At 66.6% G+C, this 22605-nt stretch carries 21 protein-coding genes and 3 tRNA genes; 11 read left to right on the top strand and 13 right to left on the bottom strand.

Annotation, left to right across the window (positions count from 1 at the left end):
* Nucleotides 1–96: 96 nt before the first annotated feature.
* The 4 genes from M5E06_RS05135 to M5E06_RS05120 form a co-directional block, all read right to left on the bottom strand.
* A complete protein-coding gene (locus tag M5E06_RS05135; RefSeq protein ID WP_252137387.1) occupies nucleotides 97–1326 on the bottom strand; it encodes an ABC transporter substrate-binding protein in 1230 nt (409 codons plus the stop codon).
* A 210-nt stretch (nucleotides 1327–1536) separates the two neighbouring features.
* Nucleotides 1537–2829 (bottom strand): cation:proton antiporter, encoded by a 1293-nt coding sequence (locus M5E06_RS05130; protein ID WP_252137386.1) that lies wholly within the window; start codon nucleotides 2827–2829, stop codon nucleotides 1537–1539.
* Nucleotides 2830–3108: 279 nt separating this feature from the next.
* Nucleotides 3109–3582: a MarR family winged helix-turn-helix transcriptional regulator gene (locus tag M5E06_RS05125; RefSeq protein ID WP_045580172.1), complete on the bottom strand. Its 474-nt coding sequence runs from the start codon at nucleotides 3580–3582 to the stop codon at nucleotides 3109–3111.
* A 265-nt stretch (nucleotides 3583–3847) separates the two neighbouring features.
* On the bottom strand, nucleotides 3848–4909 hold the full coding sequence (locus tag M5E06_RS05120; protein WP_252137385.1) for an enoyl-CoA hydratase/isomerase family protein: 1062 nt from the start codon (nucleotides 4907–4909) through the stop codon (nucleotides 3848–3850).
* A gap of 283 nt (nucleotides 4910–5192) precedes the next feature.
* On the opposite strand from M5E06_RS05120, the gene M5E06_RS05115 reads away from it, so the two are divergent.
* From M5E06_RS05115 to M5E06_RS05095, 5 genes are all read left to right on the top strand, one after another.
* On the top strand, nucleotides 5193–6086 hold the full coding sequence (locus M5E06_RS05115) for a diacylglycerol/lipid kinase family protein (protein WP_252137384.1): 894 nt from the start codon (nucleotides 5193–5195) through the stop codon (nucleotides 6084–6086).
* Nucleotides 6087–6105: 19 nt separating this feature from the next.
* Nucleotides 6106–7029, top strand: a complete 924-nt coding sequence (locus M5E06_RS05110) for a metallophosphoesterase family protein (protein ID WP_252137383.1) — start codon at nucleotides 6106–6108, stop codon at nucleotides 7027–7029.
* A 117-nt stretch (nucleotides 7030–7146) separates the two neighbouring features.
* Entirely contained in the window at nucleotides 7147–8151 is a 1005-nt protein-coding gene (hemB, locus tag M5E06_RS05105) for a porphobilinogen synthase (RefSeq protein WP_252137382.1), read from the top strand.
* A gap of 91 nt (nucleotides 8152–8242) precedes the next feature.
* A complete protein-coding gene (locus M5E06_RS05100) occupies nucleotides 8243–8800 on the top strand; it encodes a YbhB/YbcL family Raf kinase inhibitor-like protein (RefSeq protein ID WP_252137381.1) in 558 nt (185 codons plus the stop codon).
* Nucleotides 8801–8851: 51 nt separating this feature from the next.
* Nucleotides 8852–9712: a helix-turn-helix transcriptional regulator gene (locus M5E06_RS05095; RefSeq protein ID WP_252137380.1), complete on the top strand. Its 861-nt coding sequence runs from the start codon at nucleotides 8852–8854 to the stop codon at nucleotides 9710–9712.
* Here the strand turns inward: M5E06_RS05095 and M5E06_RS05090 are convergent.
* Nucleotides 9684–10334, bottom strand: a complete 651-nt coding sequence (locus M5E06_RS05090) for a TetR/AcrR family transcriptional regulator (protein ID WP_252137379.1) — start codon at nucleotides 10332–10334, stop codon at nucleotides 9684–9686. The genes M5E06_RS05095 and M5E06_RS05090 overlap by 29 nt on opposite strands.
* A gap of 95 nt (nucleotides 10335–10429) precedes the next feature.
* Here M5E06_RS05090 and M5E06_RS05085 point away from each other — a divergent pair, with 95 nt between their 5' ends.
* Nucleotides 10430–11413, top strand: a complete 984-nt coding sequence (locus tag M5E06_RS05085) for an aldo/keto reductase (protein WP_252137378.1) — start codon at nucleotides 10430–10432, stop codon at nucleotides 11411–11413.
* Between the two features lie 39 nt (nucleotides 11414–11452).
* Here the strand turns inward: M5E06_RS05085 and M5E06_RS05080 are convergent, their stop codons facing one another.
* From M5E06_RS05080 to dapA, 3 genes are read right to left on the bottom strand one after another with little or no spacing between them, the layout of a single operon-like run.
* On the bottom strand, nucleotides 11453–12493 hold the full coding sequence (locus M5E06_RS05080; RefSeq protein WP_252137377.1) for a class I SAM-dependent methyltransferase: 1041 nt from the start codon (nucleotides 12491–12493) through the stop codon (nucleotides 11453–11455).
* Nucleotides 12480–12953, bottom strand: a complete 474-nt coding sequence (gene smpB, locus M5E06_RS05075) for an SsrA-binding protein SmpB (protein ID WP_042704640.1) — start codon at nucleotides 12951–12953, stop codon at nucleotides 12480–12482. The genes M5E06_RS05080 and smpB overlap by 14 nt, the downstream gene beginning before the upstream one ends.
* Before the next feature lie 30 nt (nucleotides 12954–12983).
* On the bottom strand, nucleotides 12984–13859 hold the full coding sequence (gene dapA, locus M5E06_RS05070) for a 4-hydroxy-tetrahydrodipicolinate synthase (protein ID WP_109154562.1): 876 nt from the start codon (nucleotides 13857–13859) through the stop codon (nucleotides 12984–12986).
* 36 nt (nucleotides 13860–13895) lie between these two features.
* Between dapA and M5E06_RS05065 the strand changes: the two genes are divergently transcribed.
* Nucleotides 13896–15881, top strand: coding sequence for a lytic transglycosylase domain-containing protein (locus M5E06_RS05065; RefSeq protein WP_252137376.1), 1986 nt, complete (start codon nucleotides 13896–13898; stop codon nucleotides 15879–15881).
* 51 nt (nucleotides 15882–15932) lie between these two features.
* Here the strand turns inward: M5E06_RS05065 and M5E06_RS05060 are convergent, their stop codons facing one another.
* Together M5E06_RS05060 and M5E06_RS05055 are read right to left on the bottom strand one after the other, a co-directional pair.
* Nucleotides 15933–16121 (bottom strand): hypothetical protein, encoded by a 189-nt coding sequence (locus tag M5E06_RS05060; protein WP_109074782.1) that lies wholly within the window; start codon nucleotides 16119–16121, stop codon nucleotides 15933–15935.
* A 39-nt stretch (nucleotides 16122–16160) separates the two neighbouring features.
* Nucleotides 16161–16346, bottom strand: a complete 186-nt coding sequence (locus M5E06_RS05055; protein WP_199232143.1) for an entericidin A/B family lipoprotein — start codon at nucleotides 16344–16346, stop codon at nucleotides 16161–16163.
* 295 nt (nucleotides 16347–16641) lie between these two features.
* On the opposite strand from M5E06_RS05055, the gene M5E06_RS05050 reads away from it, so the two are divergent.
* From M5E06_RS05050 to M5E06_RS05035, 4 genes are all read left to right on the top strand, one after another.
* Entirely contained in the window at nucleotides 16642–18000 is a 1359-nt protein-coding gene (locus M5E06_RS05050; RefSeq protein WP_252137375.1) for an MATE family efflux transporter, read from the top strand.
* Nucleotides 18001–18158: 158 nt separating this feature from the next.
* A complete protein-coding gene (gyrA, locus tag M5E06_RS05045) occupies nucleotides 18159–20942 on the top strand; it encodes a DNA gyrase subunit A (protein ID WP_252137374.1) in 2784 nt (927 codons plus the stop codon).
* Between the two features lie 23 nt (nucleotides 20943–20965).
* The gene (gene coaD, locus M5E06_RS05040) at nucleotides 20966–21529 is read left to right on the top strand and encodes a pantetheine-phosphate adenylyltransferase (protein WP_109154559.1); all 564 of its coding nucleotides are present in this window, start codon (nucleotides 20966–20968) and stop codon (nucleotides 21527–21529) included.
* A gap of 142 nt (nucleotides 21530–21671) precedes the next feature.
* Nucleotides 21672–21747: transfer RNA gene (locus M5E06_RS05035), tRNA-Lys, on the top strand.
* 178 nt (nucleotides 21748–21925) lie between these two features.
* Here M5E06_RS05035 and M5E06_RS05030 read toward each other — a convergent pair.
* The 3 genes from M5E06_RS05030 to M5E06_RS05020 all read right to left on the bottom strand — a co-directional run bounded on the left by M5E06_RS05030 (nucleotide 21926) and on the right by M5E06_RS05020 (nucleotide 22471).
* A tRNA-Arg gene (locus tag M5E06_RS05030) sits at nucleotides 21926–22002 on the bottom strand.
* Nucleotides 22003–22019: 17 nt separating this feature from the next.
* Nucleotides 22020–22316, bottom strand: a complete 297-nt coding sequence (locus M5E06_RS05025; RefSeq protein ID WP_014247573.1) for an ETC complex I subunit — start codon at nucleotides 22314–22316, stop codon at nucleotides 22020–22022.
* A 77-nt stretch (nucleotides 22317–22393) separates the two neighbouring features.
* Nucleotides 22394–22471: transfer RNA gene (locus tag M5E06_RS05020), tRNA-Pro, on the bottom strand.
* Nucleotides 22472–22605 lie beyond the last annotated feature (134 nt).

The following is a 22605-nucleotide window of genomic DNA, read 5'->3' as shown; positions in this document are numbered from 1 at the left end:
CCCCGCCGCGGCATTGGTCCGAAGACCGCCGCCCTGGCGGGGATGCCGCTCCGTCACGTCACGGCTTTTGCCCTGTCGTCCTGTTTACCGACACGATCACTTCGGCAGCTTGCAGCCGCTCTCCTCGAAGGTGGCGAAGGCGTCCTTGCCGGGGATGGTGCGCAGGATCTGGTAATAATCCCAGGCGCCCTTGGACTCGGACGGCTTCTTCACGCGGGCCAGATACATGTCATGGACCATGCGGCCGTTCGGCAGGATCGTGCCGTTCTTGGCGAACATGTCGTTGACCGGCATCTCCTTCATCTTGGCGGCGACCGTCGGGCCGTCGTCGGTCCCGGCCGCTTCGATCGCCTTCAGATAGTGGCGGACGGCGGAATAGCTGCCGGCCTGCACCATCGTCGGCATCTTGCCATAGCGGTCGAAGAACTTCTTGGACCAGGCGCGGGTCTCGTCGTCACGGTCCCAGTAGAAGCCGGTGGTCAGCACCAGATCCTGGGCGACCTGCAGTCCAAGCGCATGCACGTCCGACAGGAAGATCAGCAGGCCCGCCAGCTTCTGCTGACCGCTTTGCGTCAGGCCGAATTCGGCGGCCTGCTTGATCGAGGTGATGGTGTCGCCGCCGGCATTGGCGAGACCGACGACCTTTGCGCCCGAGGCCTGGGCCTGCAGCAGGAAGGAGGAGAAGTCGGCGGTGTTCAGCGGCGCCTTCACCGAACCGAGAATCTTGCCGCCGGCCTTTTTCACTTCGACGGAGGTGTCGGCCTCCAACTGATGGCCGAAGGCATAGTCGGCGGTGATGAAGAACCAGCTGTCGCCGCCCTCCTTGACCATGGCCTGTCCCGTACCGACGGCCAGCGCATGCGTGTCGTAGGGCCAGTGGAAACCGGTGGGGGAGCAGGCGTCGCCGGTCAGCCGCGAGGTCGCCGGACCTTCCATCAGGAAGATCTTCTTCTTCTCCTTCGTCACCTCCTGCACGGCGAGGGCGACGCCGGAATTCGGCACGTCGACGATCACGTCGACACCGTCCTGGTCGATCCACTGGCGGGCAAGGTTGGCGCCGATATCGGGCTTGTTCTGGTGGTCGGCCGAAATGAATTCGATAGGCTTGCCGAGAATCTTGTTGCCGAACTCCTCGGCCGCCATCTTGGCGGCGATCACCGACCCTTCGCCGCCGAGATCGGCATAGAGGCCCGAGCGGTCATTCAGCACACCGATCTTGACCATATCGCCGGAAAGCTTGCCCTGCTGGGCCATGGCGGGCCCGGTGGACAGAACACCGATCGTCAGGGCAGCAAGGGCGGCACCGGCCAAAAGACGTGCGATCATACGTGAATTCCTCCCCATCAGCGTTGCGTTGCGCAGATTGCGGATGACCGTCCGGATCGGTTCTTCCGGCGGTTCCCGGGTGGTCGTGTCGGCCTGCCCATTTGGTTTCATTCGAAACCGTCAGGTCGTCCACGCCGCCCCTTCCCGACCACTATGCAGGCGCATCACCTTGTACGGAAAGCGGAAATTCAGCTTCACCAACAATTTTCATCAAGAGTCGGCTGAAACGCGCGCTTTTTCCATTCGGCGGTGTATGGAGGGCGACGGTTGCGCCACCGCCGCCTGCCGGCGCCGGTCGATCCGCTGCATGACCGGCGTCACACTGATGCCATGGACGAGAATCGAGAGAAGCACGATCAGGCCGGTGACCGCCCACAAGGCGTTGGGCACGTCGAACTCCGCGGCGTTCAGCGCATAGGCGACGTAATAGATGCTGCCCATGCCGCGGATACCGAAGAAGCCGATGGCCAGCTTCTCGCCGACCGGCATCGGCACGCCGGCCAGCCCCGCCACTCCGGCGACCGGACGCACCAGAAGCAGGATGACGACCGCGGCGCCGACGGCACTCCAAGACAAGGCGTCGATCAATCCATGGACCAGCGTGCCGCCGAACAGCACCAGCATCAGCATCATCATCAGCCGCTCGGTCTGCTCGACGAAATCATGCAGGCGTTCATGATACTCGCTGTTCCGTTCCGCATCGCGCAACGCGAGTGCTGCGACGAACACCGCGAGAAAACCGTACCCGCCGACCAGTTCCGTCAGGCCGTAGGCAATCAGCGTGATGCCGAGCGACACGAAGCCGTCACCGGTCCGTGACAGATTCGCCCGATTCGGCACCCGGAAGGTGACATAGCCGAGGAACCGTCCGACCAGCCAGCCGACTCCGACGCCGGCCCCCAGCTTCCACACCACATCCAGCAGCACCCAATGTTGCAGCATGTCCCAGGGTGGGTTGCCGTTCAGCAGGGCGACTCCAATGGCAAGATGGACGAAGGGAAAGGCCAAGCCGTCATTCAGTCCGGCTTCGGAGGTCAGGCTGAAGCGGATCTCATCCTCCTCGCCGGACTTGGGCGGACCGACCTGGACGTCGGAGGCGAGAACCGGATCGGTGGGCGCCAGTGCGGCCCCCAGCAGGATCGACGCCGGTAACGGGAAATCGAGCCAGTACCAGCCGATCAGGGCGATCATCAGGATCGACAGAGGCATGGTGATGCCCAGCAGCCGCCACGTGATGATCCAGCGGCGCCAGCCGATGCGGCGATCCAGTTTCAGCCCCGCGCCCATCAGCGAGATGATGACGATAAGTTCGGTCAGCCGCTCGGTGGCCTGGGGAAAGGCCAGCGGTTCCGGGTTCTCCAGCCGCAGGGTGCTGAACACCGCGAAGCCCAGCCCGACGCAGATGATCGGCAGGGAAAGCGGCAGCTCCTTCAACACCATCGGCAGCCAGGCCACCAACAGGATCAGGACCCCAAGCCCCACCATCATGACGATATAAGACATAAGCCGCCCGTTGCCGTGACGCCTTCGGCACTGCTCGGCGGCCGGAAATCGTCCGGCCGGACCAACTGCGGCCGCGCAAAGGCCAATCCCCGTCAACACGCGAAGGCGCCGATGGGTTCAGAGCGGATGCAGGAACGATGTGGAATGGATGGCGGAGGTGCCGGCTCGCTCGACGTCGCTTCCCTGCCGTCCATGATAAGGGTGGAGGCCGATGGGAAGCGGGAACCCGATGCCGCCCGCGGGAGCCGGAACCGCGGGGGCCTCGCAAATACCGGCCGGTCAGGCCGCGGAGGTCATCGGAAAGCCGCTGTAGTCGAGCGACGCCGACCAGAAGCGTTCCAGCTTGCGCAGGGTCTCGTTGGCCTTGGTCAGTTCCTCGTCGCTGAAGCCCGCCTTTTCCAGGGCGGTCAGATGACGTTCGAACATGACGCTGATCTTTTCGCGCAGGTCCAGGCCCTTCTCCGACAAGCGGACACGGACCGACCGGCGATCGTGCGGGGAGCGTTCCTGGCCGAGATAGCCGTTCTCGACCATCTTCTTGACGTTGTAGGAGACGTTGGAACCCAGATAGTAACCGCGCGCGGTCAGTTCGCCGACCGTCATCTCATCTTCGCCGATGTTGTACAGGATCAGGCTCTGGACGTTGTTGATGTCCTGGATCCCGAGCCGGTCCAACTCAGTCTTGAGCACTTCAAGAAAGTGGCGGTGAAGCCGCTCGATCAACAGAATGCTCTCGTAATAGGGTTTGCGCACCGCGGTCTCCTTTGGCTCTAACCGGCCGTTCCCCGCGCAAGGACGATACCGGGACCTTAAAGCGAGATTAACCGATCATTCGTCGGCAATCATCCTAATAATTCCAGAAAAAGTCTGGCACAACCCGTCTGTACAGGCGCCTTTCGCTGGGTGTCCCCACACGAAGGTTTTCGGCCGGGCGGCACCACCGGCATAAGCGGAAAGGAATGGTCCCGCGACCGCCTGCGTGACCATTCCTCCGGGATCTTTCCCCGACGGCGGTTGCTCAGTCGCGGAACACCAGATCGCCGCCCGCCGGTTCGGCGAAGTGCCGCTCGACGTCCGACGGGCCGACATCGGCGAGTTCCGCCGGTTTCCATTTCGGGTTCTTGTCCTTGTCGACCAGCACCGCGCGAATGCCTTCGTAGAAATCATCCCCGGCAAGGCAGGCGAGGCTGAGGCGCAGTTCCTGCACCATGCAGCCTTCGAAATCCAGCTTCGTCCCGCGACGGAGTGCGGCCAGCGTCACCTTCAGGCTGGTCGGCGAAACCCGGCGCAGGGTGGCGAGTTGCCCGGCCGCCCAGTCGGTCCCCTCGGCCTCCAGCGCCTTGACGATGGCCTCCACGCTGTCGAAGGCATAGCAGCGGTCGACCGCTGCCCGGATGGCGCTCACCGCCGCCTCGCCGGCTTCGCCGCGATGGGCCGCGATCGCTTCGTCGGCCGGGACGCCGGCGGCGAGATCGTCGATCAGCGCCTCGATCCCGGCGCTCGGCACGAAGGCGTCGGCGGCGCCAATGGCCAGCAGGTCGGCCGCCTTCAGCCGGTCGCCGGTCAGCCCCAGCCAGATGCCGACCTGCCCCGGCAGCCGCGGCAGGAAATAGGTGCCGCCGACGTCGGGATAGAGGCCGATGCCGGTTTCCGGCATGGCGAACATCGTGCGCTCGGTGACGATGCGGTGGGTGCCGTGGACCGACAGGCCGACGCCGCCCCCCATGGAGATGCCGTCGATCAGCGCGACATAGGGCTTGGACAGGCGCTTGATCCGCCGGTTCAGCACATATTCCTCGCTGAAGAAGGCGCGGATCGGCCCGGTATCGCCGCGTCCCTCCTTCACCGCCTTGCCGGCCTCGTACAGGCTGACCACGTCGCCGCCGGCGCAGAAGGCCTTTTCGCCGGCACCGCGAATCACGACGGCTTTGACCTCCGGATCGGCATCCCACATCCGGAGCTGCGGATCGAACAGCCTGATCATGCCCAGCGTCAGCGCGTTCAGCGCCTTGGGGCGGTTGAGCGTGACGAGGCCGATCGCGCCCCGACGTTCGAACAGAATCTCAGCAGCGTCGCTCATCGTCTTGTATTTTCTCGGTTATCGTTGCGAATCGGGCGGTGGCGAGCAGTCTGTTCCAGCCCCGCGATGCTCCAGGGCGTGGAGACCGGCCCACCGCGATGATACGGGAGCCGGCGGCGCTGTCAAACCTACCATACGGGTCCGGATGTTCGCCGATCCGCTGATTAGGAACAACCCCCCTCTTGGACCGTTGCGGTCACGCTCTCATCTGAGAACGGCTCCTCCTCTGAAGCATTACGGAAGGTCAGATGCCGATGCCGCTCCACATCCTGCCGGGTGACGCATGAAGGTTGGAATCATTCTCAACCGGCAGGCGGGCTCGCTGGTCGACCGCCCCATCGACGGCGCCGAAGGGGCGATCCGCAACGCCTTTCAACGGCACGGCGCCACGGTGGACCTGCACACGGTCGACGGCGCGCAATGCGCCGACACGATCCGGCGGGTGCTGGACTCCGATGCCGAGACGGTGGTTGTCGGCGGCGGCGACGGCACGTTGCACAGCGCGGTGAAGCTGGCGCTGCCGACCGGCAAGACGCTAGGCGTCATTCCCTTGGGTACTCTCAATCTGTTGGCCCGCGATCTTCGCATTCCACTTGAATTGGAGGGGGCGGCGGAGGCCCTGGCCGCGGGCCGGGTGCGGGTCATCGACATCGCCGAGGTGAATGGAGAGCCCTACACCAACAGCTCCGTCCTCGGCTTCTATCCGCAGGTGGTCCAGGAGCGCGAGCGCCAGCGCAAGCAGCACCGGCTGCTGAAATGGCCGGGAGCGGCGGTGGCCATGGCGAAAACGCTCTACCGGCTGCCGCTGCTGGATGTCCGCCTGGACTGGGGCGAGGGTCCCCGCCGCATGCGCACGCCCATCCTGGTCGTTTCCAACAACGTTTATGACGACGGGTTCGGCCTCGTCCTGTCCCGCCAGTCGCTCGACGCGGGAAAGCTCGGGGTCTATGTGGCCCGCGAACGGAACGCATTCGCGATGCTGCGGTTGATGGGAAGGCTGGTTGCCGGTTCCTGGAAACAGGACGAAGGGCTGGAAACCTATGCGGTGACCAGCCTGACGGTCCACAGCCGCCGCCACCGCCTGAAGATGGTCAACGATGGCGAGATCCGGAAGCTGCACGCGCCGCTTCACTACCGGATTCTCCCGGGGGCTCTGAAGGTTCTGGCACCGGGCTGAGAAAAAGGATGAGGATGGCGTGAAACGGCTCGCTCACATCTCCGACCTGCATTTCGGACGGATCGACCAGCGCGTGGTGGACGGTCTGCTGGCAGACCTGACCGCGCAGGCCCCCGACCTGATCGTTATCTCCGGCGACTTCGTGCAGCGGGCCAAAGAGCGCCATTTCCGGGAAGCTCGCGCCTTTCTGGAGAAATTACCCTTTCCTTACATGGCGGTACCGGGAAATCATGACATCCCGGTTTACAACGTGTTCAAGCGCTTCACCGACCCGTTCGGCCATTATCGCCGCTACATCACCAGCGACTTCAGCCCGCTGCATGTCGATGACGAGATCGCGGTGCTCGGCATCAACACCGCCCGTCCGGTCATCATGGATTTTTCCGAAGGTCGGATGAACCGGCGCCAGATCGCGCGGGTGCGCGAGGTGTTCTGCGGCATGCCGGACACGGTGTTCAAGGTACTGTTCACCCACCATCCCTTCCTGCCGCCACCAGACCTGCCCAAGACGCAGTTGGTCGGCCGGCACAAGCTGGCCCTGCCGGCGCTGGAAAGCTGCGGCGTCGACCTGTTGCTGGCCGGTCATCTGCACAAGGCCTATTCCGGCGACATCATGAGCTTCCACACCCAGATCGCCCGCTCCATCCTGGTCGCCCAGGCCTCCACCGCCACCTCCACGCGGCTGCGGAACGAAACCAACGCCTACAATCTCATCACCGTCGACCACCCTTCGGTGACGTTCGAGGTGCGGTCGTGGGAGGGCGCGGCCTTCACCGGCGGGCTGGTGTCAAGCTATCGCAAGCAGGGGCACCGCTGGACTCTGCAGGGACAGGACACCGGCTTCCGGCCCGTTGACGGCGGTGCAGCCACCGGCGATCCCGTGGCCGCCCATTGGGACAAGGTCGCCCGGCATGCAAGCGGAGAGGCCCACGGCGGGGCATGAGACCTGCGCAAGGCAGCCGGCCCGGTCCCAAAGGACTGGAGCCGCCGCCGCGGCTTGAGTTCACTATGCGGGAAGGCGTAGGATCGCCGCACTCGTTCTAAGTGCATGGTCTCCCCGATGCCGATCACCCTGCCCGCCGCCTTCCCGCGCACCCGTCTGCGCCGCAACCGCGCCGACGCCTGGACCCGTCGTCTGGTCGCCGAGAACACGCTGACCGTCGACGACCTGATCTGGCCGGTCTTCGTGATCGAAGGCGAGAACCGGCGGGAGCCGGTCGCCTCCATGCCCGGCGTGGAGCGCCTGACCATCGACCTGCTGTGCGAGGCGGTGGTGGAGGCCGGCTCGCTGGGCATTCCCTGCATCGCGCTGTTCCCGGTCGTCGGCTCGGATGCGAAGTCGGAAGACGCGGCGGAAGCCTACAATCCCGACAACCTGATGAACCGCGCCATCCGCGCGGTGAAGGCGGCGGCGCCGGGGGTCGGCATCCTTGGCGACGTGGCGCTCGACCCCTACACCACCCACGGCCATGACGGCATCCTGCGCGACGGCTACATTCAGAATGACGAGACCGTCGAGGTCCTGATCCGTCAGGCCCTGTCGCAGGCGGCGGCTGGCGTCGACATCGTGGCCCCGTCCGACATGATGGATGGCCGCATCGGCGCGATCCGCGACAAGCTGGATGCCGAGGGTTACCAGCTGACCCGCGTCTGCTCCTACGCCGCGAAATACGCCTCCGCCTTCTACGGCCCGTTCCGCGATGCGGTGAATTCCGGCGGCTTCCTGAAGGGCGACAAGACCACCTACCAGATGAACCCCGCCAACACCGACGAAGCCCTGCGCGAGGTCGCCTGCGACCTGCAGGAGGGGGCGGACATGGTGATGGTGAAGCCGGGCCTGCCCTATCTCGACATCATCCGCCGGGTGAAGGACCAGTTCGCGGTGCCGACCTTCGCCTACCATGTGTCGGGCGAATACGCGATGCTGCGCGCCGCGTCCGCCAACGGCTGGCTGAACTACGACAAGGCGCTGCTGGAGACGCTGATGGGCTTCAAGCGCGCCGGCTGCGACGCCATCCTGACCTATGGCGCGGTGGACGCGGCGAAGCTGCTCAAGCAGGGCTGAGCAGTTCGGGGCCATCTTTGAGCCGTTCAGGGCCGCGGGGAAATCCGCGGCCCTTTATCGTCAGGGCATCCCAATCGACGGAGACGCCCCGATGAGCCCGAAATTCCCCTTCCGCCCGGCATTGTTCGCCGCAGTGCTGCTGGCCGCCTCCCCCGCTGCCGCGTTCGAGCTGCACAGCCCCGACTTCACCGACAATGCGCCGATCCCGGAACGGAATGTGCTTGCCGGATTCGGCTGCACCGGCGCCAACCGATCGCCGGCCCTCAGCTGGACGGAGCCGCCGGCCGGCACCCGCAGCCTCGCCGTCACCATCTACGATCCCGATGCGCCGACCGGCAGCGGATGGTGGCATTGGGTGGTGTTCAACCTGCCGGCCGACACCCGCGGCCTGCCCGCCGGCGCCGGGGATCCGACCAAGAACGGCCTGCCCGCCGGTGCCGTGCAGAGCCGCACCGATTTCGGCACCTCCGGCTATGGCGGTCCCTGCCCGCCGCAGGGCGACAAGCCGCACCGCTATGTCGTCACCGTCCACGCGTTGAAGGTGGAGAGCCTGCCGCTGCCGGCCGATGCGTCCGGCGCCATGGTCGGCTTCAACCTGAACGCCGCCAGCTTGGGCAAGGCGACGCTCACCGCCCGCTACGGCCGTTGATCGGTCGCGCCGGCCGGTCCTAGGATGCGCGAAGGCCAGAGGATGAACGCCATGGGTCCGGATCTGCTCGCCCGCCTGTCCCGCTTCGCCGCCCGCGACCTGCGTCCCGGCGGCGGCGACCGACCACATCGGCCGGAGCTGTGGGCCTTCGTCGCCCATGACCGTGAGCGTCTGGCCGAGGTGCGGATCGAGCGTACGGCTCTGATCGCCGTTCTGGAGGGCACCAAGGAGCTGACCGACCAATCCGGCACCACCCGCCGCTTTCCGGCCGGCAGCGCCATGCTGCTGCCTCCGGGCTGGTGCGGGTCGGTGGTGAACGACCCCGGTTCCGGTGGCCGCTACCGTGCCCTGGTGCTGGAATTCCCGGCGGAGATGGTCCGGCGGCTTCTGCGCGCCCATGGCACCGATGGACTGGCACCGCGCGCCCGGCCGGGTGACTGGCATGTCACTCTGACCCCGGCCTTGACCGACGCCATCCAGCATGCCGCCACCGGCCTGACCGCCGACCCGCCGCTGCCGGCCAAGCTGGCGGAGCATCGCTGCATGGAGGTCCTGCTGGCTTTGCTGGAAGACGGCGTCTGGTGGCTGGGTCCGGTGGCACCGACGGGAATCGCCGATGCGGTGCGCCAGCTCCTGCGCACCCAGCCCGATATGCCTTGGACCGCCGAGCGCGTGGCCGGCGCGCTCAACCTCAGCACCGGCACTCTGCGCCGCCGCCTAACCGAAGAGGGCTGCTCGGTCCGCAGCATCCTGACGGAGGAGCGGGTCGCCCACGCCCGCGACCTTTTGCAGGGCGAGGGGCTGAGCGTTCAGGAAGCGGCGGAAGCCTGCGGCTATGCCAACCGGTCCCATTTCGCCCGCCGCATCCGGACGGCGGTGGGCGTCAACCCCTCGGGCCTGCGGGGGCGCTGACCGGCTCGGTTCCATAGGCGCGTAGCAGCGCCGCGACCGAATCGGCGATCACCCGCTCCGGATCGGCGGTGACCGGCAGCCCCAGCATGGTCGGCCAGAACAGCACCTCCTTCATGCCGCCAAGCAGTTGGGTCGCCACCACATGCGGGTCCGGCGCGTTCAGGCGACCGCGCGCATGCTGGGCGGCAAGATAGTCGTCCAGCAGCGCGTAAGCCTGGCTCTTCCCGCCCTCCAGATAGTCCTGCGACAGTTCGGGGAAGCGCTGGTGCTCGGCGATCACCAGGCGGAGCAGGCCACGCACTTCCGGCCGCCCTGTATGGACCAGCAGGGAGCGCAGGAAGACCGGCAGAGCCTTCTCAGGCGGCTGGTCGTGGGAGAGCAGGCTCTGGCCGTCGGCGCTGCGGAACCCCTCATACAGGCCGGACACCACGGCCTGGAACAGCTCGCGCTTGCCGGGGAAGTGATTGTAGACGGTGCGCTTCGATACATTCGCATCGGCGGCGATGGCGTCCATCGACGACGCCTCGTACCCGTGGGTCAGGAAGGCGCGGGTTGCTGCCTCCACCACCGCATTCCGCTTCGCCGACCCGCGCGCGCCACCTCCCGTCAGAGACGTTGACATTCCCCATCCTCTAAGTACACTGCACAGTGTAGTGTAGTTGTTGCCGCAGGCTCCCAGGGTAATCCGCCCGGCCGCGGCACGGGAGGGGTAAAGCGATGAAACAGCGCAATATCGGTGGCATTCTCGCGGTTTCCGAAATCGGGCTCGGCTGCATGGGCATGTCGGAGTTCTACGGCCCGACCGACGACGCCCAATCGCTCGCCACGCTGGAACGGGCGTTGGAGCTTGGCGTCACCCACTACGACACCGCCGACATGTACGGCAGCGGCCACAACGAATCGCTGCTCGCCCGCTTCCTGACCGGCAGGCGTGACCGGGTTACGATCGCGACCAAGTTCGGCATCGTCCGCCAGCCCGGGGAGTATGCCCGTCGGGTCGACACCAGCCCCGCCTATGTCGCCCAAGCCTGCGACGCCTCGCTGAAGCGGCTGGGGGTGGAGACCATCGATCTCTATTACGCGCACCGCGTGAACCCGGACATCCCGGTGGAGGAGACGGTCGGCGCCATGGCCGAACTGGTGAAGGCCGGGAAAGTCCGGGCACTCGGCCTGTCGGAGGTGTCGGCCGCCACCCTGCGCCGTGCCCATGCCGTTCACCCCATCGCCGTGGTACAGAGCGAATATTCGCTGTGGACCCGCGACGTGGAGGCGGCGGTGCTGCCGACCTGCCGCGAGTTGGGCATCTCGCTGGTCGCCTACGCACCACTCGGCCGCGGCATGCTGACCGGTGCCGTCAGCAGCCCCGACCAGTTCGCCGAGAACGACTTCCGCCGCATCGCGCCGCGCTTCGCCGGGGACAATTTCGACCGCAATCTTGCCCTGGTGGAGCAGGTGAAGGCGCTGGGGGCACAGAAGGGCTGCACCGCTGGACAGGTGGCGCTGGCTTGGCTGCTGGCCCAGGGGCCGGAGATCCTGCCGATTCCGGGGACCAAGCGGATCAAGTATCTGGAGGAGAATGTCGGCGCCGCGGCGGTGACGCTGACCGATGCGGAGGTGAAGGCGCTGAGCGACGCGCTGCCGCCGGGTGTGGCGGCGGGGGACCGCTATACGGCGGAGGGGATGCGGGGGGTGAATGTGTGAGCGGATGGGGGCCTTGCCAGCCAAGGCCCCCTGCTCGCCCTACTTCGGCGTCCCTGCCCAGACCTGGAACTGCGTGGTTTCCATCAGCATGTCGCTGTGGCCGAAGGCGGTCTTGAACAGCTTGCCGACACCGGCCGTCCGCTGGGTCACCGCCACCAGCGTGCCGCGCAGCTTCAGGTACTGCTTGGTCCCCGCGACCAGCGCGTCGAGCATGCCGAAATCCTCGTCCTTGCCGCGATGGAGCGGCGGGTTGGACAGGATCAGGCCGAAGCGCTCACGGGTGCCCAGTCCGGCCAAGCCGTCGCTCAGCACCAGTTCGGCGTCCGGTACATTCTGGCGGGCGGCGTGCAGCGCCACCGCATCGATGTCCAGCAGCGTCAACGGCGCGTCCGGCTGGCGTTCGCGCACGGCCCGCGCGATCACTCCGGCGCCGCAGCCGAAATCCAGCACACGGGTGCCGGCCGCCACATCGGGCAGCACTTTCAACAGGCATTCGGTGCCGGCATCCAGATGCCCGTGGGCGAACAGGCCAGGATAGGACACCAGTTCCAGCGTCCGGTCGGGCAGCGTCAGGGTGACGGTCTGCCGCCAATCCTCCAATGCCCCCTTGGCCGGCGCATCGGTGCGGCGGGTCAGCAGCAATCGGGCGCGCCTCTTGATGATGAGCGTTTCCGGCTCCTCGGCCAGCCCGTCGAGATGCTTGGGCGCGCTGGTCACGCCTTCGTCGTTGCCGCCGGCGATCCACAGCGGGGCACCGGGGGCAAGGCGGGAGGCCAGCGCATGCAAGGCCATTTCGAACCCGGCCCAGCCGCGCGGCAGGCGCAGCACGGCACCGTCGAACGGTCCCTCGGCCGGCCAGGGCGTGGCCGCCTGCCCGCCAACAGCGAGTCGGTTCCACACCACCACCTCCGCCCCGCCGTCGCGCAGAGCCTCGGTGATTGCGCCATCACTGTCGAAGGCGACGAGGATCCGGCCCTGCGGCCGGATTTCGGACAGGGCTTCGGCGGCCACGGCGGCGACGGTGGAGTCGCGGTCCGTGGCCCGATTGTCGAGACGTGCCACCGTATCAGCCCTTGTCACGCATCAGCCGCGCCTTGTCGCGCTGCCAGCTGCGTTCCTTCTCGCTCTCGCGCTTGTCGTGCTTCTTCTTGCCGGTGGCGAGGCCGATCTCGACCTTGGCGTAGCCGCGGTCGTTGAAATAGACCGACATCGGCACGAGCGTGACACCCTTCTGCTTGATGCCGGCCGCGAGCTTGTCCAACTCGCGGCGGCGGACCAGCAGCTTGCGCGGACGCTTCGGCTCGTGCTGATCGATGCGGCCGGCCTGGAGATATTCGGGGATGTACGCGTTGAACAGGTACAGCTCCCCGCCCTTCAGGCCGGCATAGGCCTCGTTCACACTGGCGCGGCCGCCACGCAGCGACTTCACCTCCGACCCGGTCAGCATGATCCCGGCTTCGAGGACATCATCGATGAAGAAGTCGAACCGCGCGCGGCGGTTCTGCGCCGCATATTTTTTTGCTTCCTCGCGCGTCGCCAAATCTCTCTCCTATACGGCCTGTTCCGTCACTCAGGACAACAGGCCGGCTTTGGTCATGGCTCCACGCACGGCGGCCCGGGCGGTTTCCGTCGCCGGAACCAGCGGCAGGCGCACCTCGTCGGTGCCCAGGCCCAGCAGGCTGGCGGCGAACTTCACCGGGGCCGGGCTGGTCTCCACGAACATCGAGTCGTGCAGCGGCGACAGCACGTCACGCAGGCGGAACGCCTCCTTCAGGTCGCCCTTGGCCCAGGCGGTCTGCATGGCGGAGCACAGCGCCGGCGCCACATTGGCGGTGACGGATATGCAGCCCACGCCGCCCTGCGCGTTGAAGGCCAGCGCGGTGGCGTCCTCGCCCGACAGCTGGATGAAGTCGGGGCCGACCTCCTGCAGCAGGCGGGACGGGCGCGACAGATCGGCGGTGGCGTCCTTCACGCCGACGATGTTGGGCAGCTTTGCAAGCCGCGCCATCGTCGCCACAGACATATCCACGACACTGCGGCCGGGAATGTTGTAAATGAAGATCGGCAAATCCGCCGCGTCATGGATCGCCTTGAAATGCTGGTACAGACCCTCTTGAGACGGCTTGTTGTAGTAGGGCGTGACCACGAGCGCCGCCTGCGCGCCTGCCTGCTTGGCATGGCGGGTCAGGGCGATCGCCTCGTCGGTCGAGTTGGAGCCGGTGCCGGCCATCACCGGCACCTTGCCGCCGGCCGCCTCGATGCACAGTTCCACGACGCGGTTGTGTTCTTCGTGGGACAGGGTCGGCGACTCGCCGGTCGTGCCGCAGGGCACCAGACCGTGGGTGCCCTGGGCGACCTGCCACTCCACAAAGGACTGGAAGGCCTTCTCGTCCACTTTCCCGCCCTTGAACGGAGTCAGAAGGGCGACGATGGAACCGTGGAACATGGCTGCCTCCTCAGTCGGCTTAGCTGGAAAAAAGAGTTGCGCACATTATCCCTCCCCGCCGCCCTCGGCAAGAGCGCCCGGACCTCTGTTTTCGCGGGTCTCCTCACCCTTTTCGCGGCACTTCCCGGCGCCCTTCCCGCCGCGGCGCTGAGCCCGCAGGACATCGCCATCTATCGCGAGGCTTTCAAGCTCGCCGATGACGAAAGGCTGGCCGAGGCATTGGCCGCGGCGTCCCGCGCGCAGGATCCGTTACCGGCGAAGGTTCTGCGCTGGATCGCGCTGGCCAATCCGGGCGGCGGCAGCTTCAGCGACATCGCCGCCTTCATCCGGGACAATCCCGACTGGCCGAACATGGCGGCGCTCCGCCGTCAGGCGGAAATGGCGATGCCCGACATCCCGCCGGCGGAGGTGGTGGAATGGTTTCGTCAGAACCCGCCGCTGACCAACGACGGCTTCGTCCGCTATGCCGACGCGCTGATCGCCACCGGCAGCGCCGAGCGCGCGACCACTCTGATCCGCAAGCAGTGGGCCGACGGCACCTTCACCGCCGACGAGGAGGCGACCTTCCTCGCCCACTATACGCCTTATCTGCGCCAGCAGGACCACAAGGCGCGCATCGACCGGCTGCTGTGGGCCCGGCAGGAGGCGCCGGTGCGGCGGATGCTGCCCTTCTTCGACGAAGCCTATGACACGCTGATCGAGGCGCGCATCGCGCTGGACGGCGACCGTGCGGGGGCCGACGCGGCCTTGGCGCGCGTGCCGCCCGGCCTGCTGAGCGATCCGGGGCTGATGTTCGATCGCGCCCGCTACCTGCGGCGCAAGGGCGACGATGCCGGCGCGCTGGAGATCATCGCCCAGGCCGGCGCCGACATGGGCCGCCCGCAGTCCTGGTGGTCGGAGCGCCATCTGCTGGCTCGCCGCGCGATGGAGCGGGGCGACTACAACCTCGCCTACCGTCTGGTCAGCGCCAACGGCATGAGCGACGGCAGCGCCTTCGCCGATGCGGAGTTCCTGTCGGGATTCCTGGCCCTGCGCTTCCTCGACAAGCCGTCGGAAGCCTTTGTCCATTTCCACAAACTGTATCGCTCGGTCACCGCACCAATCAGCAAGGCGCGCGGTGCCTATTGGTGCGGACGCGCGGCCGAGGCGCTGGGCCAGACCGGACCGGCGCGGGAGTGGTATGCCAAGGCCGCGACCTACTCCACCACCTTCTATGGTCAGCTGGCCTTCCGCCATGTTTCCGGCGGCGCCGTCACCCTGCCCACCCCGCCGTCGGTCTCCAGCGCCGAGACGGCGGCCTTCAACAAGCGGGAGGTGGTGCACGTCGCCCGGCTGCTGTCGGAAATCGGCGGCAACGCTGCCGATCAGGTGACTGGCTTCGTCCGCCGCATCAGCCTGGATGCCAAGACCCCGGCCGATTATGTTCTGGCCGCAAAGCTGGCGAGCGAAGTCGGCCGCCGCGATCTGGCCGTCGCCGCCGCGAAGGACGCCGCCCAGAACGACGTGTTCCTGGTCGAAGCCGGGTATCCGATGATCGACGCCCGTCCGTCGGCGCCGGAACTGGCGCTGGTCCATGGCATCATCCGGCAGGAGAGCACCTTCAACCCGACCATCGTGTCGTCCGCAGGCGCGCGCGGGCTGATGCAGTTGATGCCGACGACGGCGCAGCTGGTGGCGGGAAAGCTGGGGCTGAAGCACACGAACGCGCGGCTGACGTCGGACCCCGGCTACAACGTCACGCTGGGCTCCGCCTATCTTGCTGAGCTGATCGACCGCTTCAATGGTTCCTGGGTGTTGGCAATCGCCGGCTACAACGCCGGTCCGAACCGTGTGCGTCAGTGGCTGCAGACCTATGGCGATCCGCGCACGGAATCCATCGACGTGGTCGATTGGATCGAGCTGATCCCGATCTCCGAGACCCGCAACTATGTCCAGCGCGTGCTGGAGGCCGTCCAGGTCTATCGCGCCCGCCTGAACGGCGACCGGGCGGAACCGAACCTCGACAAGGATCTCCGGCGCTAGGAAGGATGCGAGAGATCGGCCTCGCCGATCTCTCGCGTTCCCCTCAGCCGATCAAGCCGTCGTCGGATTCGGCATGCCCGGCATCGGCTCGTCGGCCGGCGGGGGGACTTCCGGCAGGATGCCGGGGTTGTCGGGCACCGGATAGGGATCGGGAGTCGTCGGGCGGCCGGGCTGAGGCGGATTTGGATTGGACGGGGCTGGGATCTCGCCGGGGGTGGACGGCTTCTGCGGATCGCTCATGCGGCAACTCCTGACTGGGTTGGTCCCTCGGATAACGCTTTACTCGGCCGTCCGTTCAATCGCCCGGCCGCCGGATTGGAGGTCCTGCCCGGCCCCCTCGACCGTGTTGCAGCCGGTCAGCATGGCGGCGAGCGCCATCAGGAAGGTCAGGATCACCACCTCGCGCGCGGGGAACGGGATGGCGCGGGCGGTGGCGCGCTGCCGGCGGTTCGTGGCGTGCTGCATGGTGTCTCTCCGGTCTGGGGTGAGGGGACAGGGGTGGCGGGGATGAGCGATGGCCTGGGTGTCGTTCGTCTCTGCTTTTTTGACAACGGGGCTGCGGCGGCTTGGTTCCGCAGCCGACCCCGCCGCCATGCAGAGAATGCAACGGTCCTTTCGGGGCTCCCGAAATCCTTGACGCGGTACGCCCACCGGGCAAGATGACCGGCTTTTGCGCAGTCTGCCCGCTTTCCGGCCAAGCCTTACGGTCCGGCGGCGCGGCACGGGCCGCCGTCATCCCTCCGTCGCCACAGGTCCAGTCATGAGCACCGCCACACTGCCCGCCCCCGAGCCGTTGCGCGCGCGTCTCGCCGCCCACATCGGCGAGCTGTTGCGGCTGGCGGCACCGGTCATCGTCTCTCGCGCCGGGCTGATGGTGATGATGGCGGTCGATACCGCGATCGTCGGCCGCTTCTCGGCGCAGGAACTGGCCTATTACGGGCTGGCGCACCTGCCGGGCAACATCATGGTCGGCACCGGCGTCGGGCTGCTGATGGGGACGGTGATGATCACCGCCCACGCCTTCGGCGCCGGCAGCGACGTGGAGTGCGGCCGGGCATGGCGTCGGTCAGTTCCCTACGCTCTGCTGCTGGGCGTGCTGTTCGCGCTGATCTCGTTACTCGGCGATCCGCTGTTCCAGGCCGGCGGCCAGACGCCGGAGATGGCAGCGGGCGGCGCCCATGTGCTGGCGGTGCTGGGGCTGGGGGCGCCGGGCATGATGCTCTACATCACCACCGGCTTCTTCCTGGAGGGCATCAAGCGCCCGCTACCGGGCATGGTCGCCATGGTGATCGGCAATCTCGTCAATGCCGCGCTCGCCTGGGCGCTGGTGTGGGGCCATATCGGGCTGGAGCCGCTGGGCGCGGTCGGGTCCGCCTGGGCGACCAGCATCGTGCGCTGGTCCATGGGGCTGGGGCTGGTCGCCTATGTCTGGTGGATGCGCGACCATGACCGCTGGCAGGTCCGCCTGCCGGTGTCCGGCTGGTGGAGCGGTGCCGCCCGCCAGCGTCACCTCGGCTATGCCGCTGGGCTCAGCATCGGGGTGGAGAGCGGCGCCTTCGCGGCGCTCGGCCTGTTCGCCGGCATGATCTCGCCGCTGGCGCTGGGTGCCTATACGGTCGGACTGAACCTGACCGCCCTGCCCTTCATGGCGGCGGTCGGTCTGGCGTCGGCCACTGCCGTGCGGGTTGGCGTGGCCTATGGCCGCGGCGACCGCAGCGACATGGCGCTGGCGGGCTGGACCGGCCTCGGAGTCACCAGCGCCATCCTGGCCTGCGTCGGCGTGCTCTATCGCAGCCTGCCCGATGCGCTCGGCGCCATCTACACCAACAACCCGGAACTGCTGGAGGCGGTGGCGCCGCTGATCGCCTTCGCCGCCTGGATCCTGATCGCCGACGGCGGCCAGACGGTGATGGCGAACGCGCTGCGCGGCCGGCATGACGCCTGGATTCCCACCGCGCTGCACTTCTTCTCCTACGCGGTGGTGATGATTCCGGTATCGGCCTTCCTGGTCTTCGGCCTCGGCCACGGCGCCCATGGGCTGTTCGAGGGAATTCTCATCGCCAGTCTGGTGTCGGTCACCATCCTGTCCCTGCGATTCGCACATCTCAGCCGGCGTTGAACCGGCATCAGTGGGGGCACCGACAGGGGTTTCCAGCCCCGAATCATTGTGTGCAATTGCGAGAGTTGCTATATTTCCTTGGCAAACTTTCGGCCCGCAAGGCCAGTGACTGCCGCGGATTCCCGAGCGGCGGCGCATTCGAAGAATGAGTGTCCTGCTTGAGCAATACGCCCCTTCCTCCCGCCTCCGACATCGCGCCGATCAACATCGAAGACGAGATGCGGAAATCGTATCTCGACTACGCGATGAGCGTGATCGTGAGCCGTGCCCTGCCCGACGTCCGCGACGGGCTGAAGCCGGTGCACCGGCGCATCCTCTACGCGATGAAGGAGGGCGGGTACGACTCGACCAAACCCTATAAGAAGTCGGCGCGCATCGTCGGTGACGTGATGGGTAAATACCACCCGCACGGCGACAGCGCGATCTACGACGCCATGGTCCGCATGGCGCAGGACTTCTCCATGCGCCTGCCGCTGATCGACGGCCAGGGCAATTTCGGCTCGATGGACGGCGATCCGCCCGCGGCGATGCGCTACACCGAGGCGCGTCTGGCCAAGGCGGCGGAAGCGCTGCTGGACGACATCGACAAGGACACCATCGACTTCCAGGCCAGCTACGACGATTCGGGCCGCGAGCCCACCGTCGTCCCGGCGCGCTTCCCCAATCTGCTGGTGAACGGCGCCGGCGGCATCGCCGTCGGCATGGCGACCAACATCCCGACCCACAATCTGGGCGAGGTGATCGACGCCTGCTGCGCCTACATCGACAATCCCGACGTCACGCTCGACGAGCTGATGGAGCATGTGCCCGGCCCCGATTTCCCGACGGGCGGCCTGATCCTCGGACGGTCGGGCAGCCGGGCGGCGCTGCAGACCGGGCGCGGCTCGGTCATCCTGCGCGCCAAGACCCATTTCGAGGAGGTGCGCAAGGACCGCACCGCCATCGTCGCGACCGAGATTCCCTATCAGGTCAACAAGGCCAAGCTGATGGAACGCATCGGCGAGGTCGTGAACGAGAAGATCATCGAGGGCATCGCCGACCTGCGCGACGAATCCGACCGCGACGGCGTGCGCGTGGTGATCGAGCTGAAGCGCGACGCGGTTCCCGACGTGGTGCTGGCCCAGCTGTTCCGCCACACCCAGCTCCAGACCTCCTTCGGCGTCAACATGCTGGCGCTGAACGGCGGCCGTCCGGAGCTGATGAATCTGCTGCAGATCATCACCGCCTTCATCCGCTTCCGCGAGCAGGTCATCACCCGCCGGACCGAGTTCCTGCTGGGCAAGGCTCGCGAGCGGGCGCACACCTTGGTCGGTCTGGCGGTCGCCGTCGCCAACCTGGATGCGATGATCCAGCTGATCCGGAGCGCGCCCGATCCGGTCTGGGCGCGCGAGGAGATCATGAACCGCGAATGGCCGGTTCACGACGTCGGCCCGCTGATCGAGCTGATCGACGAACCCGGCCGCGGCGTCAGCGAACAGGGCACCTACCGCCTGTCGGAGGTCCAGGCCCGCGCCATCCTCGACCTGCGCCTGCACCGCCTGACCGGGCTGGAGCGCGACAAGATCGGCGCCGAGCTGACCGACGTCACCGACCAGATCGCTGACTTCCTAGCCACGCTCGCCAACCGGCCGAAGCTGATGGGGATCCTGCGCGACGAGCTGGTGGAGATGAAGGAGCGGTTCGGCAACCCGCGCCGCACCGAAATCCAGGATCTGGAGTTCGAGGCCGACATCGAGGACCTGATCCAGCGCGAGGACATGGTCGTCACCGTCAGCCAGTCCGGCTATGTGAAGCGGGTGCCGCTGTCGACCTATCGCGCGCAGAAGCGCGGCGGCAAGGGCCGCTCCGGCATGTCGATGAAGGCGGAGGACGCGGTCAGCGACCTGTTCGTCGCCAACACCCACACACCGCTGCTTCTCTTCTCGAACCGCGGCATGGTCTACAAGCTGAAGGTCTATCGCCTGCCGCTGGGCAACCCGCAGGCGCGCGGCAAGGCCTTCGTCAACCTGCTGCCGCTGATCGACGGGGAGACCATCACGACCGTCCTGCCGTTGCCGGAGGACGAGGCCGCCTGGTCCGACTTGCACGTCGTCTTCGCCACGTCGAAGGGCAACGTGCGCCGCAACCGAATGTCCGACTTCGCCAACATCCGCTCCAACGGCCTGATCGCCATGAAGCTGGAGGAGGAAGGCGAGCGTCTGATCGGCGTCCACACCTGCTCCGAGACCCACGACGTCCTGCTGGCAACCCGCGGCGGCAAGTGCATCCGCTTCCCGGTCGATGACGTCCGCGTCTTCGCCGGCCGCACCTCCACCGGCGTGCGCGGCATCAGGCTGGCCGACGGGGACGAGGTGGTTTCGCTGTCGATCCTGACCCATGTCGATGCCACGCCCGAGGAGCGCGCCGCCTTCTTCAAGATGAAGCGCGACGAAGGGCTGGAGATGGAGGGCGAGGCCGCGCCGGAAGCCGACGAGGTGCCGACGGACAGCGTCACCCTGTCGCAGGAGCGATACGAAGAACTGAAACAGAAGGAACAGTATATTCTGACCGTCTCCGACCGCGGCTATGGCAAGCGCAGTTCGTCCTACGAATATCGCACCGCCGGACGCGGGGGCCAGGGCATCTGGAACATGGAGATGGGCGAGCGCAACGGCTCCATCGTTGCCGCCTTCCCGGTCGAATCGAACCATCAGGTGATGATGGTCACCAACGGCGGCCAGGTGATCCGCATGCCGCTGCACGACGTGCGGGTGGCCGGCCGCAAGACGCTGGGCGTCACGCTGTTCCGCGTGGGGGCGGACGAGCGCGTGGTGTCCGTCGCCACCATCGCCGAGGAAGAAGGCGAGAACGGCGTGGATACGGGCGTTGAGACTGGCGATGACGCCAACGGTTCGGTCGAGCCCACCGGTGATGCCGGCAGCTCCGCCGCGCCGAACGAATAACGGAAGGGCGTAAAGGGGAACCCATGGCGACCAGCCAGACCGAGACCAGCGAAGGTCGTCGAATCGGTGTCTATCCCGGCACCTTCGATCCGATCACCAACGGTCACATGGACATCATCCAGCGCGCCGCCCGTCAGGTCGACCACCTGATCATCGGCGTCGCCCGGAATGCCGGCAAAGGGCCGCTCTACTCCACGGACGAGCGGGTCGCCATGGTTCGCGAGGATGTGGCCGGGCTGAACGCCGCCGGGGCCAGCATCGAGGTGCGGGCGTTCGACAATTTGCTGATGCATTTCGCCATGGAGGTGAATGCCAGGGTCATCATCCGCGGCCTGCGCGCCGTCTCGGACTTCGAATATGAATTCCAGATGGCGGGCATGAACGCGCGGCTGAACCCGAAGGTCGAGACGATCTTCCTGATGTCGTCGGAGAAGCACCAGTTCATCTCCTCCCGCTTCGTGAAGGAGATCGGGCGGCTCGGCGGCGACATCCGCCATTTCGTCTCGCCCCGCGTCGCGGAACGGCTGGCCGAACGCTTCGCCCTCGAAGCCGGCAACGGCATAGTACCGACGACCAGCCAGACCTGATCCCGGAACCATGGGTTTGGTGGGCGGGCTTGATGGCAAAATCCTGCATTTCCCATCAAGCCCATGGTTGACCTTTCGGGCGCGTCTTTCTATGGTGCGCCCACTTCCGGCGGGGGCCAGTTTCGCACCGCCGCGAGAGGATGATCCGGTAGCTCAGTCGGTAGAGCACGTGACTTTTAATCATGTGGCCGTGGGTTCGAATCCCACCCGGATCACCATCCAATTCAAGGCCTTAGCCTTCCTCAAGGGGTCGCTTTAGCGGCCCCTTCGGCGTTGTGGGGCACGGCATGGGGCACGGCTTGACCTGCACGCCTCCCCCGTCCTGCATGACGACCGAGAAAACAAAAAGCCCCGCCGAAGCGGGGCTTTTCCTATTCTTCAACGGCTTGGCCTGGATGGCGACCCCAGCTGGATTCGAACCAGCGACCTGCCGCTTAGAAGGCGGCTGCTCTATCCAACTGAGCTATGGGGCCTTGTCCCGGGTTTGCGATCAGAAGCGCGGGCGATCGGTGCGGAAGTTGTCGGCGTAGTTGCGCGGACGGACGCGGCGGACCGGAGCTTCCTGCACGGTGTAGTTCCAGCCTTCACGCTCGGCGAACGCAATGGCCTCTTCCTTCGTTTCGAAGGACAGGCGCACCTGGTTCAGCGTGTCGCCGGAGCTGGTCCAGCCCATCAGCGGTTCCGGACGGCGCGGTGTCTCGATCTCGTAATCCAGCATCCAACGGTGAGTCTTGGCCCGGCCGGATTGCATGGCCGTCTTGCTCGGCTGATAGATCCGGACGTTCATGGCTCGCTCGTCTCCCCAAATGCCTGCGATGGCGTCCCCGGCGCGGACGGCCTGGACGCGGAGTTGTCCCCTGGCGATGGTCGGGGCGCCCGGATTCGAACCGGGGGCCTCCAGTACCCAAAACTGGCGCGCTGACCAGACTGCGCTACGCCCCGTCGCCGCGTTGTGAGATACACGAACGCCACGCCCACGGCAAGCGGACGGCGCACCGCTTTTGCGGACTTTTCCATCCAGCCTGCCGCCTTGGGCATTTGGTGCGGCGTTCGGTCGCTCAACAGCCTGTCTCCAA

It is taken from the genome of Azospirillum sp. A1-3, from assembly GCF_023806445.1.
Lineage (GTDB): Bacteria > Pseudomonadota > Alphaproteobacteria > Azospirillales > Azospirillaceae > Azospirillum.
This window is presented reverse-complemented; position numbering and strand designations above follow the sequence as displayed.